Genomic DNA, 13,613 nt, shown 5'->3' on the forward strand with positions numbered 1-13,613 from the left:
TAGCCGCGGACGACGTCGACGTCCACCTCCGCCGCCGCCTCCGACCTCGGCCGGCGGACCCGTGGCACGAGCGATGGCGCAGGCCCGGACGGCTGGCTAGGCTGGCGGCGTGGCCGGCCACGAGATCCTCATCAGCGCTGATGACCGCCCGGGTCGCGAGGAGCTGCTCGGGCTCTACGACGCCGTGGGCTGGTCCTCCTACACGACCGACCCCGAGACCCTCGAGGCCGCGGTCGCCGGGTCGTCCCGGGTCGTCACGGCCCGCTACGGCGAGGACCTGCTCGGCCTCGCGCGGGTCATCTCCGACGGGGCGACCATCGCCTACCTCCAGGACGTCCTCGTCCGCCCCGAGCTGCAACGCGAGGGGGTGGGGCGCGCCCTCGTGGTCGCAGCCCTGGAGCCCTTCGCCCGGTGCCGCCAGAAGGTCCTGCTCACCGAGGACGAACCGGGGCAGCGTGCCTTCTACGAGTCGCTCGGGTGGACCGAGATCCGGGACCACGAGGACGGGCGGCTGCGCGCCTTCGTCCAGCTACGGTGACCGTGGTGTGACCTAGATCACACCATCCGGAACCAGGGTCCGAGCCGAACCCTGGGCATGACGACGACATCCCCTTCGCGAGGCCAGCGTGTGGCCGGAGCCGGCTCCGGACTGCTCGCCGGCGGCGCCGGGGTGCTCGCCGGGGAGGGGCTGGCTCAGCTCCTGGACGTGACCGGACCGGTCGTGGCGGTGGGCAACCGCGCGGTCGACCTCACCCCCCGCCCGCTCAAGGAGTGGGCCATCAGCACCTTCGGCCAGGCCGACAAGGCCGTCCTGCTGGGCGGGGTGCTGGTGACGCTGGTCGGGCTGCTCCTCGCCCTCGGGTGGGTCGGCGTGCGGCGCCGTGCGACCGCCCTCGTCGGCACTGCTCTCCTGGTCTTCCTGGCCGGGGTGGCGATGGTGCTCGACCCCGCGCAGGGCGGTGGTGCTCCGGCCGTCGCGGCCTCCGTTGCGGGGATGCTGCTGGTCGGGGTCGGTGGCCTCGCGTGGCTGCTCTCGGCGCTGCCGGCGCGGTCCGGGCAGGGGTCGGGGCTGGACCGGCGCCGTTTCCTCGTCGCCACGTCCAGCGTCGCCGCCCTGGGGGCGGCGGGCGGCGCCACCCGCAGCTTCGGAGGCGCGACCGGCAGTGGCGAGGTCGACCTCCCGGCGCCCGCCATGGCTGCCGAGCCGGTGCCGGACGGGGTCAGCTTCGACGTCGACGGACTCACGCCCCACGTCACGCCTACCCCTGACTTCTACCGGGTGGACACCGCCCTGCAGGTGCCGGCGGTGGACGCCGGGTCCCACGTGCTGCGGATCACCGGCATGGTGGACCGTCCGCTGGAGCTGACCCTCGAGGACCTGCTCGCCAGGGACCTCGTGGAACGTCGGATCACCCTCACCTGCGTGAGCAACGAGGTGGGCGGCGACCTGCTCGGGACCGCCACCTGGCTCGGTGTCCCGGTGCGCGAGCTGCTCGCCGAGGCAGGGGTGCAGGACGGTGCGGACGCCGTGCGCTCCGTCAGCGTCGACGGCTACACGGCCGGGACACCGCTCGGGGTGCTCACCGACGAGCGCGAGGCGCTGCTCGCCGTCGGGATGAACGGCGGCCCGCTGCCGGCCGAGCACGGCCACCCCCTGCGCATGGTCACCCCCGGGCTGTACGGCTACGTGTCGGCCACCAAGTGGCTGACCGAGCTCGAGGTCACGCGGTTCGCGGACTTCACCGCCTACTGGACCGACCGCGGGTATGCCGCGAAGGCCCCCATCAAGCTCTCCTCCCGCATCGACGTGCCGGGCTCGTTCGCCCAGCTCGAGGCCGGTGACGTGACCGTGGCCGGTGTCGCCTGGGCGCAGACCGTCGGCATCGAGCGCGTGCAGGTGCGCGCCGACGAGGGGGAGTGGCAGGACGCCGAGCTCGGCGTCGAGGACTCCGACCAGACCTGGCGCGCCTGGCGCTGGACCTGGTCGGCGGAGCCGGGCTCGCACCGGCTCGAGGTCCGCGCGACCGACCGCGCGGGCCAGACCCAGACCTCCCGGCGGGAGCCCATCGCTCCTGACGGGTCCACCGGGTGGCACAACGTGACGGTCTCCGTCTCCTGAGCCGCCCGACCCGATCAGAAAGGAATGCATGATGCGTATCTCCAAGGGAATCCTGGCCGTCTCGATGGCCTCCGCGCTCGCCCTGTCCGCCTGTGGCGGCGAGGGTGACGACATGGCCGCCGAGGGCGGCAGCTCGGCCGAGCAGTCGACCGAGGACACGGCCTCCGAGGACATGGAGTCCGAGGACATGGCCTCTGAGGACATGGAGTCCGAGGACGACATGGCCGACGACGAGATGGAGACCGAGGAGGACATGGCCGGCGGCGAGATGGACCCCGCGGCCAACCTCGTGGGCCCGGGCTGCGCCGACTACGCGGAGCAGGTGCCGGACGGCGACGGCTCGGTCGAGGGCATGGCCCAGGACCCGGTCGCCGTCGCCGCGGGCAACAACCCGCTGCTCACCCAGCTGACCGCCGCCGTCTCCGGCGGGGTCAACCCGGACGTCGACCTCGTCGACACCCTCAACGGCGACGAGTTCACCGTCTTCGCCCCGGTCGACGAGGCCTTCGAGGCCATCGACCAGGAGACCATGTCCACGCTGCAGGAGGACGCCGACCTGCTCAGCTCGATCCTCACCTACCACGTCGTGCCGGGTCAGCTGACGCCGGACGAGGTCGTGAGCGAGCAGACCACGGTCCAGGGCGAGACCCTCGAGGTCACCGGCTCCGGTGACGAGCTCATGGTCAACGACGCCTCGGTGATCTGCGGCGGCGTCCAGACCGCCAACGCCACCGTCTACCTCATCGACGGCGTGCTGATGCCGCAGGGCTGACCTGCGGACCGCCCCCCGGCCCGAGACACCGGGGGGTGACCATCACGGACCTGCTCGCGCCCTTCCTTCCGGGGGACGCGGGCAGGTCCGTGCCCGTGCGGCCGGCGTGCCGTGCCCGCGCGGCTGACGTGGGAGACTGGCCCTCAGACCACCGTCCGACCACCCTGCCCCTTCTGCGAGGTGCCTGCCCTGTCTCCGCTCGCCCGACCCTCCTCGGTGCCCCAGCCGGCCTCGACCCCGCCCGGGGTCATCCGCAACTTCTGCATCATCGCCCACATCGACCACGGTAAGTCGACGCTGGCCGACCGGATGCTGCAGGTCACCGGTGTCGTCGGGGAGCGCCAGATGCGCGCGCAGTACCTCGACCGCATGGACATCGAGCGCGAACGTGGCATCACCATCAAGAGCCAGGCCGTCCGGATGCCGTGGGCGGTGGACACGACCTACATCCTCAACATGATCGACACGCCGGGGCACGTGGACTTCACCTACGAGGTGAGCCGCAGCCTGGCCGCCTGCGAGGGGGCGGTGCTGCTGGTCGACGCCGCGCAGGGCATCGAGGCGCAGACCCTGGCCAACCTCTACCTGGCGATGGAGAACGACCTCACCATCATCCCGGTGCTCAACAAGATCGACCTCCCCTCGGCCCAGCCGCAGAAGTACGCCGAGGAGATCGCCGGCCTCATCGGCTGCGACCCCGCGGACGTGCTGCGGGTCTCGGGCAAGACGGGGGAGGGCGTGCCCGAGCTGCTGGACCGGATCGTGGCCGAGATCCCGCCGCCGGTGGGGGACGCGGACGCCCCGGCCCGGGCGATGATCTTCGACTCCGTCTACGACACCTACCGCGGGGTGATCACCTACGTGCGGGTGGTCGACGGCTCGCTCTCCCCGCGTGAGCGCATCGCCATGATGTCCACCAAGGCCACCCACGAGCTGCTGGAGATCGGGGCGATCAGCCCGGAGCCGGCGCCGACCCAGGGGCTCGGTGTCGGCGAGGTGGGCTACCTCATCACCGGCGTCAAGGACGTGCGCCAGTCCAAGGTCGGCGACACCGTCACGGGGGAGCGGCGGCAGGCCGCCCAGCCGCTGGGCGGCTACCACGACCCCAGGCCGATGGTCTTCTCCGGGCTCTACCCCATCGACGGCTCGGACTACCCGATCCTGCGCGACGCGCTGGACAAGCTCAAGCTCAACGACGCGGCCCTGATCTACGAACCGGAGACGTCGGGGGCGCTGGGGTTCGGCTTCCGGGTGGGCTTCCTCGGGATGCTCCACCTGGAGATCGTCCGCGAGCGGCTGGAGCGGGAGTTCAACCTGGACCTCATCTCCACGCTCCCCAACGTGTCCTACGACGTGCGCCTCGACGACGGCTCGGAGCTCGAGGTGACCAACCCCAGCGAGTTCCCGGCCGGCAAGATCGCCTCGATCACCGAGCCGGTGGTCCGCGGGACGATCCTGGCCCCGAGCGAGTTCATCGGGGCCATCATGGAGCTGTGCCAGAGCCGGCGGGGCACCCTGCTGGGCATGGACTACCTCTCCCCGGAGCGGGTGGAGCTGCGCTACACCCTGCCCCTGGCCGAGATCGTCTTCGACTTCTTCGACGCGCTGAAGTCCCGCACGCGCGGGTACGCCTCGCTGGACTACGAACCCTCCGGGGACCAGGAGGCCGACCTCGTCAAGGTCGACATCCTGCTGCAGGGCGACACCGTCGACGCGTTCAGCGCCATCGTGCACCGCGACAAGGCCTACGCCTACGGCGTGCAGATGGCCGGCAAGCTCAAGGAGCTCATCCCGCGGCAGCAGTTCGAGGTGCCGGTGCAGGCGGCGATCGGCTCGCGCGTGATCGCCCGGGAGACCATCCGCGCCATCCGCAAGGACGTGCTCGCCAAGTGCTACGGCGGCGACATCAGCCGCAAGCGCAAGCTGCTGGAGAAGCAGAAGGAGGGCAAGAAGCGGATGAAGATGGTCGGGTCCGTGGAGGTGCCGCAGGAGGCCTTCATCGCCGCTCTCTCCCAGGACGGGAGCGGTGCCGAGATCGCGAAGTCCAAGAAGTGAGCGAGCCGGACGCCCTGCGTCACCCCGCGCGGACGCGCTCGTTCACCCGTCGCGGCGGGCGCATGCTCAAGCAGTCCCACCAGGACGCCTGGGAGCGGTATGCCGAGACGCTGGTCCTCGACGTCCCGCGCCCCCGTGGCGCCGACGGCTCGACGGGGGTGGACCCGGCATACCGGATCGATCCCGGCGAGGTGTTCGGCCGCAGCGCCCCGCTGGTCGTCGAGATCGGCTCCGGCTCCGGCGACGCGCTGGTGCACGCCGCGACGCGACGACCGGACTGGGACTTCCTGGCCCTGGAGGTGTGGCGTCCGGGCATCGGGCACGCGATGGCCAAGATGGGCGGGCCGCTGCCCAACGTCCGGTTCCTCGAGGCCGACGCCGCCCTGGCCCTGCAGAGCCTGCTCCCGCCGGGCAGCGCCCACGAGGTGTGGACCTTCTTCCCCGACCCGTGGCCCAAGCAGCGGCACCACAAGCGCCGCCTGGTCTCCCCGGACTTCGCCTCCACGGTGGCCGGCCTGGTGCCCTCCGGGGGGCTCTGGCGGCTGGCCACCGACTGGGGCGCCTATGCGCGCCACATGCGGCAGGTGCTGGACGGGCATCCGGACTGGGGGCTGGCCTCCACCGGGAGGGCGCCGCTGCGGCCGGTGACGCGCTTCGAGCGGCGCGGGACCGAGGCCGGGCGGGAGATCGTGGACCTGGCCTACCGGCGCGCCTGAGCCGCCTCAGTCGCCGGCGCTGTCCTTGGCCCGCTTCACGAGCCGGGGGTCGGGGCGCAGCACCACGTCGTGGTCCTTGCCCTCGTACTCGAACTGCGACAGGAAGTGGCGCATCGCGTTGATGCGCGCGCGCTTCTTGTCGTTGCTCTTGATGGTCACCCAGGGCGCCCAGTCCGAGTCGGTCCGCCGGAACATCTCCTCCTTGGCGCCCGTGTAGTCCTCCCAGCGGTCCAGGCTCTCCAGGTCCATGGGTGAGAGCTTCCACTGCCGCACCGGGTCCAGCTGGCGGATGGCGAACCGGGTGCGCTGCTCGGTCTGGGTCACCGAGAACCAGAACTTCGTGATCGACACCCCGGCGTCGACGAGCATCTGCTCGAACAGCGGCGCCTGGATCATGAACCGGTCGTACTCCGCCTGGGAGCAGAAGCCCATGACCCGCTCCACCCCGGCGCGGTTGTACCAGGAGCGGTCGAAGAGCACCAGCTCCCCGGAGGTCGGCAGGTGCTGGATGTAGCGCTGGAAGTACCACTGCCCGGCCTCGACCTCGGTGGGCTTGTTGAGGGCCACGACGCGCGCGCCGCGCGGGTTGAGGTGCTCGGTGAAGCGCTTGATGGCCCCACCCTTGCCGGCGGCGTCGCGCCCCTCGAAGACGAGGACGTGCCGGCTGCCGTTGTCCTTGGCCCAGTACTGGAACTTCAGCAGCTCCACCTGCAGCAGCCACTTCTCGACCTCGTAGTAGTCCCGGGTCATCCGCTCGCTGTAGGGGTAGTCCTCGCGCCAGGTGTCGACGGCACTGCCGTCGGGCGTGATGAGATCAGGGTCGGAGCCCTGGTCGTCGCGGACGGTGTAGCCCTGGTCGCGCAGACTGTCGATGTATTCACGAAGCCGCTGCTGCACACCGCCGACCCTAGCGCGCCGGGGAGCGAGGAGGAGGTCGGACCGGCGGTGCGCCGCGGGTCGGGCGGGGTGAAAGACTGGAGGTATGCCCTCGAGCTTCCCCCCGGGCGACCCCGCGCCCCCGGACGGCTCGCTCCCGGCGTCCGCGCTGCAGGGTATGCCGCAGCGCCCGTTCTCGGTCTACCTGCACGTCCCCTTCTGCCGGGTCCGGTGCGGCTACTGCGACTTCAACACCTACACCCTGCCCGAGCTGGACGACGACGGCGCCCCGCAGGGCTACCTCGCCTCCGCCCACGCCGAGATCGAGCTGGCGGCCCGGGTGCTGCGGCCGGCCGACCCACCGCCGGTCTCGACGGTCTTCGTCGGCGGCGGCACCCCGACGTTGCTGCCCGCGACGGACCTGGGCTCGCTCGTGGCCGCGGTGCGGGAGCGCTGGGGGCTGGCGCCCGACGCCGAGGTGACCACCGAGGCCAACCCCGACACCATCACCCCGGCCGTCGCCGAGCAGCTGGCGGGGGCGGGTTTCACCCGGGTCAGCGTGGGGATGCAGTCCTCGGTGCCGCACGTGCTGCGCACCCTCGACCGGACCCACGACCCGGCCGGTGTGGCGGGCGCCGTGCAGGCCCTGCGGGACGCGGGCCTGCAGGTGAGCCTCGACCTCATCTACGGCACACCGGGCGAGAGCCTCGCGGACTGGCGGGCCAGCCTGGACGCCGCGGTGGCGCTCGGCCCCGACCACGTGTCGGCCTACGCGCTGGTGGTGGAGCCGGGGACGCGGCTGCACGGACAGGTGCGTCGCGGCGAGGTGCCGGCCCCCGAGGACGACGACGAGGCGGACAAGTACGAGCTGGCCGAGGAGGTGCTCGGGGACGCGGGTTACCGCTGGTACGAGATCTCCAACTGGGCGCGGAGCCCGGAGCACCGGTGTCGGCACAACCTCGCCTACTGGCAGGGCGCCGACTGGTGGGGGGTGGGGCCCGGGGCGCACAGCCACGTCGGTGGCGTGCGCTGGTGGAACGTCAAGCACCCGCGCGCCTACGCCGACCGGCTCGGGCAGGGGCTGAGCCCGGCGCACGCGCGCGAGGTCCTCGGCCCCGAGGAGCGCCACGACGAGCGGGTCCTGCTCGGCGTCCGGCTGGGGGACGGGCTGCCGGTCGAGGACCTCCGGCCGGACGGTCGACGAGCGGTGGCGGGTCTGGTCGCCGACGGGCTGCTGGAGGGCCGGGCCGCGGTCCGCGCCCACGCCGTGCTGACGCTGCGCGGCCGCCTGCTGGCGGACACCGTCGTGCACCGGCTGCTGGTCTGAGCCCCGCACCGCTCGCCCCGGGTTCACCGACACGCCACACCGGGTCCGCCGGCCCGTCGGGCGGGGGCGCCAGAATGACGACAGACCCTGCGGGGTATGAGCCTGCAGGGCCTGAGACCCGGACGAGAAGATGTGGCCCGGTCGGCGAAGTATGAGTTCGCCCACCGGGCCACGACCCGGGGTGATGTCACCGGGCGGTGCGCAAGGTGCCAGAGGCTCAGCTGCGCAACACCGCAGCTCCGTCCCTGCGGACGGGGTGAATCCTCGGCCAGTCTCGCGACCCGCGCTCCTCGAGGGGAGTGCGTAGGGACATGTCTACGCCCCTGCCGCCCACCCCGCAAGGGGTCGGCGACGAAATCTCCACGGACCCGGCGTGTCGACCGGGGACACGCCGGGTCGCGAGACGCGTGGGGTGGCTGGGGTCAGCTGAGCAGGCGGATCTGGAACGGGTACTCGTAGACGCGGCCGTCCGCGGCGCGGACCGCACCCTTGATGTGGCACCACAGCTGGACGACGAACAGCGCGATCCACGCCGGGATGGCCCAGATGAGCCCGATGAACAGCGTCAGGATGACGCTGATCCACAGCACGATGCTGATGATGGTCAGGGTCAGGTTGAAGTTGAACGCACCGGCGGACGCCGTGCGCACGGCCGCCGACCGGTCCTTGTAGAACAACCAGATGAGCAGCGGCCCGAGGAAGGGCACCCATCCAACGCTCAGCAGCATGGCGAGCGGGGCGGAGAGGTGGGCCAGGAGCATCATGGTGCGCTCGTCGCCCTGCGGCGCGCCCGAGGGTGCGCCGGAGCCGGGAGGGGTGGACGAGGGCTGGCCGAAGGCCTGCGGCCCGGGTCCGGAGGTGGGCGGGGGGCCGGAGGGCTCGCCCGCGCGCTGCGGGTCCTGCCAGGGCTGGTCGCTGGGGGACTGCGGTGTCTGGGTCATGCTGCTCACTCCTCGTGAGGTGGTGGAACGGTGACGAAGTCGATCAGTTCTTCGACGCTGGCGAGCAGCGTAGGTTCCAGGTCGCTGTAGGACCGCACGGTCGAGAGTATCCGTTTCCAGCCCAGGGCCACGTCGGTCTGCGACCGGTGCGGCCAACCGAGCTCGGCCAGGACGCCGTGCTTCCAGGAACGTCCGCGCTCGATCACCGGCCAGGCGTCCCTGCCGAGGCGGGCGGGCTTGACCGACTGCCAGACGTCCACGTAGGGATGGCCGAGGATGCGGACCCACGGGCTGACCCGTTCCGCCTGCTGCACGATCCGGGTCTCCTTGGTGCCGGGCACGAGGTGGTCCACGAGGATGCCGAGGCGCCGGTCCCGGGTGGGCGCGAACTGGCGGATGAGGGAGGCCAGGTCGTCGACGCCGTCCAGCATCTCCACCACCACCCCCTCGACCCGGAGGTCGTCGCCCCAGACCTTCTCGACGAGCTCGGCGTCGTGCCGGCCCTCGACCCAGATGCGGGAGCCGCTGGCGACCCGGGCGGGTGCGTCCTGCACCCTTACCGACCCGCTGGCCGTGCGGGCGGCGGCCTGCCGGGCCTGGGCCAGCCGGGTCCTGGACTCCTGGTCCTCGGGGCGGGTGAGCACGACGGGTCGTCCGTCGACGAGGAAGCCCGGACCGAGCGGGAAGCCCTTGCGGCGGCCGCGCCGGTCCTCCAGGTGGACCACCTGCATCCCCCCGGCCCGCTCGACGCCGACCACGGCGCCGCACCACCCCGTGTCGACGTCCTCCACCACCAGACCGCGCTCGGCGGCCACCTGCTGGGCCCGGCCGCGCCGTGGGGCGCGCCAGTCCGTGGCGAGGACGTCGGAGCCGTAGCCGTAGCGGTCGTTCACAACGGACGACGGTAACGCCTGTGACGCAGGAGACCAGGGAGGCGCGCGAGGCGCGCGAGGCGCGCGAGGCGCACCACTCATCCGACCGAGCGTCGCGAATGGTTGCTCTCGCATCCCACCGAGCGTCGCGAATGGTTGCTCTCGCCGGAGCAGCCAACCATTCGCGGCGCTCGGTCGGAGGGGTCAGGCCCTGCGGGGGTGGGTCATGTCCAGCGGCACGACCCAGGCGTCGAACTCCTCGGCGGTGAGGTGGCCGCTCTCCAGCGCCGCCTCGCGCAGCGTCTGCCCGGACCGGTGCGCCGCCTTGGCGATCGCCGCGGCCTTGTCGTAGCCGATGTGCGGGTTCAGCGCGGTGACCTGCATGAGGTTGCTGGCCAGGTTGGCCTCGATGCGCTCGGTGTTCGGCTCGATGCCCCGGGCGCACCCCACGTCGAAGGCGAGGCAGGCGTCGCTGATGAGCCGGATGCTCTCCAGCACGGCGTGGACCATGACCGGCTTGAAGACGTTGAGCTGGAAGTTGCCCTGGCTGCCGGCGAACCCCACGGTCGCGTCGTTGCCGAAGACCCGGGTCGCGACCATGGTCATGGCCTCGGACTGGGTGGGGTTGACCTTGCCCGGCATGATCGAGCTCCCCGGCTCGTTCTCCGGGATGAGCAGCTCGCCGATCCCGTTGCGCGGCCCGGAGGCGAGCCAGCGCACGTCGTTGGCCATCTTCATCAGGGCGCCGGCCAGGGTGCGCAGGGACGCCGAGGTCTGCACCAGCGCGTCGTGCGCCGAGAGCGCGGCGAACTTGTCGTCCGCGCTGCGCAGCTCCAGACCGGCCTCCTCGCCCATCCTGCGGGCGGCCAGCGCGCCGAACTCCGGGTGGGCGTTGAGCCCGGTGCCGACGGCCGTCCCGCCGATCGCCAGCTCGTGCAGCCCCTCCGCCGCGTGGCGCACCTCGCCGAGGGCGTAGTCGAGCTGGGCCACCCAGCCGCCGATCTCCTGGCCCAGCGTGATCGGGGTCGCGTCCTGCAGGTGCGTGCGACCGACCTTGACGACGTCGGCGTACTCGGCCGACTTGGCGGCGAGGGTGTCGCGCAGCTGGCCCACCGCCCCCTCGAGGCGGTCGCGCAGCTCGAGGAGCACCGCGATGTGCATGGCGGTGGGAAAGGTGTCGTTGCTGCTCTGACCCCGGTTGACGTGGTCGTTGGGGTGCACCGGGGTCTTGCTCCCCAGCTCCCCGCCGGCCAGCTCGATGGCGCGGTTGGAGATGACCTCGTTGGAGTTCATGTTGCTCTGCGTGCCGGACCCGGTCTGGAAGACGACGAGCGGGAAGTGCTCGTCGAGGTCGCCGGAGATGACCTCGTCGGCCGCCCGCACGATGAGGTCGGCGACGTCCTGCGGCAGCTCGCCCAGCTCGGCGTTGGCCTGCGCGGCACCCTTCTTGAGGATCCCCAGGGCGGTGATGATCGGGCGCCCCCACACGAAGGTGTCCTGACCGATGGGGAAGTTGTGGATGCTGCGCTGCGTCTGCGCGCCCCAGTAGCGGTCGGAGGGGACCTCCACCTGGCCCATGCTGTCGGTCTCGGTGCGCGGCTGGCTCATGGCGCTCATGGTATGCCGTGCACCAGGCTCGCGTAGACTGGCACTCCGTGCCCCTGAGTGCCAGCCGCGAGGAAGGAGGAGCCGCCGTGAGCGTGGACCGTCGCCTGGAGGTCCTGCGCGCCATCGTGCAGGACTACGTCCGGACCTCCGAGCCCGTGGGGTCCAAGGCCCTGGTGGAGCGGCACCGGCTCGGTGTGTCCGCCGCGACCGTGCGCAACGACATGGCCGCGCTGGAGGACGAGGGGCTCATCACCGCCCCCCACACGAGCGCCGGCCGCATCCCCACCGACGCGGGCTACCGCCTGTTCGTCGACCGGCTGCAGCAGATCAAGCCGATGAGCCGGGCGGAGCGCGCCGCCATCGCGCGCTTCCTCGACGGGGCGCTGGACCTGGACGACGTGGTCTCCCGGACCACCCGGCTGCTGTCCAGCCTGACCCACCAGGTCGCGGTGATGCAGTACCCCAGCCTGTCGCGCTCCACCCTGCGCCACGTCGAGCTGGTGCCGGTCGGGGGCACCCGCCTCATGATCGTCCTCATCACCAGCACCGGCCGCGTCGAGCAGCGGGTCGTCGACGTCGGCCGTGACCTCACCCTGGAGCCCGACGTCGTGCCCACGCTGCGCACCCTGGTCAACGAGCTCGCCGTCGGCGAGCTGCTCGCCCGCATCCCCGCCCGGCTCGCCGCGGTGGAGGAGCGGGTGGCCCCGACGGACCGGCCGTTGGCCCAGATCGTCGTCGACACACTGGCCGAGGCGGCCCAGGAGCGCACCGAGGAGCGCATCGCCATGGCCGGGACGGCCAACCTGGCGCGGGTCGGCAGCGACTTCCCCACCTCGTTGTCCCAGGTGCTCGAGGCCCTCGAGGAGCACGTCACGCTGCTGCGCCTCATGGGCAGCATGGCCTCCCTCGACGACGGGGAGACCGTCGCCGTCGCGATCGGCACCGAGAACCCCTACGAGCCGCTGCGCACCACCTCGGTGGTGGCCACCACCTACGGCACCGCCGGGGGGCTGGGGGTCGTGGGGCCCACCCGCATGGACTACCCGCAGGCGATGGCCACGGTCCGGGCCGTGGCCCACTACGTCGCCGACATCCTGGACGGGTGAGCCACCTCACGGCATACCCGCGCCCGTCCGACCGTTGCACCATCCGGACCCGCACCAGACCGCACACGACGAGACCGCAAGGACGTCCCACGCTGTGAACGACTACTACGCCGACCTCGGCGTCGCCCGCGAGGCCACCCCCGAGGACATCAAGAAGGCCTACCGCAAGAAGGCCCGCCAGCTGCACCCCGACGTCAACCCCGGGGCCGAGGCCGAGGCCGAGTTCAAGAGGGTGAGCCAGGCCTACGACGTGCTCGGCGACGCCGCCAAGCGCGCCTCCTACGACCGCGGCCAGGACCCCTACGGCGGTGCCACCGGTGGCTTCGGCCAGGGCTTCACCTTCAGCGACATCATGGACGCGTTCTTCGGCGGCACGGCGGCCGGTGCCCGAGGACCACGCTCGCGCACCCAGCGGGGCCACGACGCGCTCATCCGGCTCGACATCGACCTGCCCACGGCGGCCTTCGGGGGGGAGCAGACCCTGCAGATCGACACCGCGGTGGTGTGCAGCACCTGCTCCGGCGCCGGGGCGCAGCCGGGCAGCGGGACCCGCACCTGCGACGTCTGCAGCGGTCGCGGAGAGGTCCAGCAGGTCCAGCGCTCGTTCCTCGGCCAGGTGATGACCTCCCGCCCGTGCCAGGCGTGCCGCGGCTTCGGCAACGTCATCGAGCACCCCTGCTTCGACTGCTCGGGCGAGGGCCGGGTCCGTACCCGTCGCGACCTCACCCTCAAGGTCCCCGGCGGCGTCGACACCGGGACCCGGATCGCGCTCCAGGGCGAGGGCGAGGTGGGTCCCTTCGGCGGGGAGCCGGGTGACCTCTACGTCGAGATCCAGGTGGAGCCGCACGAGGTGTTCACCCGTCGCGGCGACGACCTGCACTGCACCCTCGAGGTGCCGATGACCGCGGCCGCCCTGGGGGCCACGCTGCCCGTGGAGACCCTCGACGGCCCGGTCGAGGTCGACCTCCGCCCCGGCACGCAGCCCGGCCAGACGGTGCCGCTCGCCGGCAAGGGCGTCAGCCACCTGCGCGGCGAGGGCCGCGGTGACCTGATCGTCCACCTCGACGTCAAGGTGCCCACCCGGCTCAACGACACCCAGCGCGAGCTGCTGGCGCAGCTGGCCGAGAGCCGCGGCGAGTCGAGCCCGACCGGGCGCATGGGCGCGGCCGGCGGGGTGGGCCGCAAGCACAGCCTCTGGGATGCGCTGCGTGGCAGGTAGGC

12 protein-coding genes are annotated in these 13,613 nt (G+C 72.2%); 8 read left to right on the forward strand and 4 right to left on the reverse strand.

Annotation, left to right across the window (positions count from 1 at the left end):
- Window positions 1-109: 109 nt before the first annotated feature.
- The 5 genes from Q0967_RS14850 to trmB all read left to right on the forward strand — a co-directional run bounded on the left by Q0967_RS14850 (window position 110) and on the right by trmB (window position 5,662).
- Window positions 110-538, forward strand: coding sequence for a GNAT family N-acetyltransferase (locus tag Q0967_RS14850; protein WP_298751175.1), 429 nt, complete (start codon window positions 110-112; stop codon window positions 536-538).
- Window positions 539-628: 90 nt separating this feature from the next.
- Entirely contained in the window at window positions 629-2,119 is a 1,491-nt protein-coding gene (locus tag Q0967_RS14855) for a molybdopterin-dependent oxidoreductase (protein ID WP_298751177.1), read from the forward strand.
- A gap of 31 nt (window positions 2,120-2,150) precedes the next feature.
- Window positions 2,151-2,891, forward strand: coding sequence for a fasciclin domain-containing protein (locus Q0967_RS14860; protein ID WP_298751179.1), 741 nt, complete (start codon window positions 2,151-2,153; stop codon window positions 2,889-2,891).
- A 189-nt stretch (window positions 2,892-3,080) separates the two neighbouring features.
- Window positions 3,081-4,946, forward strand: a complete 1,866-nt coding sequence (lepA, locus tag Q0967_RS14865) for a translation elongation factor 4 (protein ID WP_298751286.1) — start codon at window positions 3,081-3,083, stop codon at window positions 4,944-4,946.
- The gene (gene trmB / locus Q0967_RS14870; RefSeq protein ID WP_298751181.1) at window positions 4,943-5,662 is read left to right on the forward strand and encodes a tRNA (guanosine(46)-N7)-methyltransferase TrmB; all 720 of its coding nucleotides are present in this window, start codon (window positions 4,943-4,945) and stop codon (window positions 5,660-5,662) included. Before lepA ends, trmB begins: the two co-directional genes overlap by 4 nt.
- 6 nt (window positions 5,663-5,668) lie before the next feature.
- On the opposite strand, the gene ppk2 is transcribed toward trmB, so the two are convergent.
- Window positions 5,669-6,559: a polyphosphate kinase 2 gene (gene ppk2 / locus Q0967_RS14875; protein ID WP_298751184.1), complete on the reverse strand. Its 891-nt coding sequence runs from the start codon at window positions 6,557-6,559 to the stop codon at window positions 5,669-5,671.
- A gap of 85 nt (window positions 6,560-6,644) precedes the next feature.
- Between ppk2 and hemW the strand changes: the two genes are divergently transcribed.
- Window positions 6,645-7,865 (forward strand): radical SAM family heme chaperone HemW, encoded by a 1,221-nt coding sequence (hemW, locus tag Q0967_RS14880; RefSeq protein ID WP_298751186.1) that lies wholly within the window; start codon window positions 6,645-6,647, stop codon window positions 7,863-7,865.
- 422 nt (window positions 7,866-8,287) lie between these two features.
- On the opposite strand, the gene Q0967_RS14885 is transcribed toward hemW, so the two are convergent.
- The 3 genes from Q0967_RS14885 to fumC all read right to left on the reverse strand — a co-directional run bounded on the left by Q0967_RS14885 (window position 8,288) and on the right by fumC (window position 11,286).
- A complete protein-coding gene (locus Q0967_RS14885) occupies window positions 8,288-8,806 on the reverse strand; it encodes a DUF4870 domain-containing protein (RefSeq protein WP_298751188.1) in 519 nt (172 codons plus the stop codon).
- A gap of 5 nt (window positions 8,807-8,811) precedes the next feature.
- On the reverse strand, window positions 8,812-9,699 hold the full coding sequence (locus tag Q0967_RS14890) for a DUF3097 domain-containing protein (RefSeq protein ID WP_298751189.1): 888 nt from the start codon (window positions 9,697-9,699) through the stop codon (window positions 8,812-8,814).
- Window positions 9,700-9,882: 183 nt separating this feature from the next.
- The gene (fumC, locus tag Q0967_RS14895; protein ID WP_298751190.1) at window positions 9,883-11,286 is read right to left on the reverse strand and encodes a class II fumarate hydratase; all 1,404 of its coding nucleotides are present in this window, start codon (window positions 11,284-11,286) and stop codon (window positions 9,883-9,885) included.
- An 86-nt stretch (window positions 11,287-11,372) separates the two neighbouring features.
- On the opposite strand from fumC, the gene hrcA reads away from it, so the two are divergent.
- Both hrcA and dnaJ read left to right on the forward strand, forming a co-directional pair.
- Window positions 11,373-12,392, forward strand: a complete 1,020-nt coding sequence (gene hrcA / locus Q0967_RS14900) for a heat-inducible transcriptional repressor HrcA (protein WP_298751192.1) — start codon at window positions 11,373-11,375, stop codon at window positions 12,390-12,392.
- Between the two features lie 94 nt (window positions 12,393-12,486).
- Window positions 12,487-13,611: a molecular chaperone DnaJ gene (gene dnaJ / locus Q0967_RS14905; RefSeq protein ID WP_298751194.1), complete on the forward strand. Its 1,125-nt coding sequence runs from the start codon at window positions 12,487-12,489 to the stop codon at window positions 13,609-13,611.
- Window positions 13,612-13,613: the final 2 nt, after the last annotated feature.

This window comes from uncultured Serinicoccus sp., from assembly GCF_947500995.1.
Taxonomy (GTDB): domain Bacteria; phylum Actinomycetota; class Actinomycetes; order Actinomycetales; family Dermatophilaceae; genus Ornithinicoccus.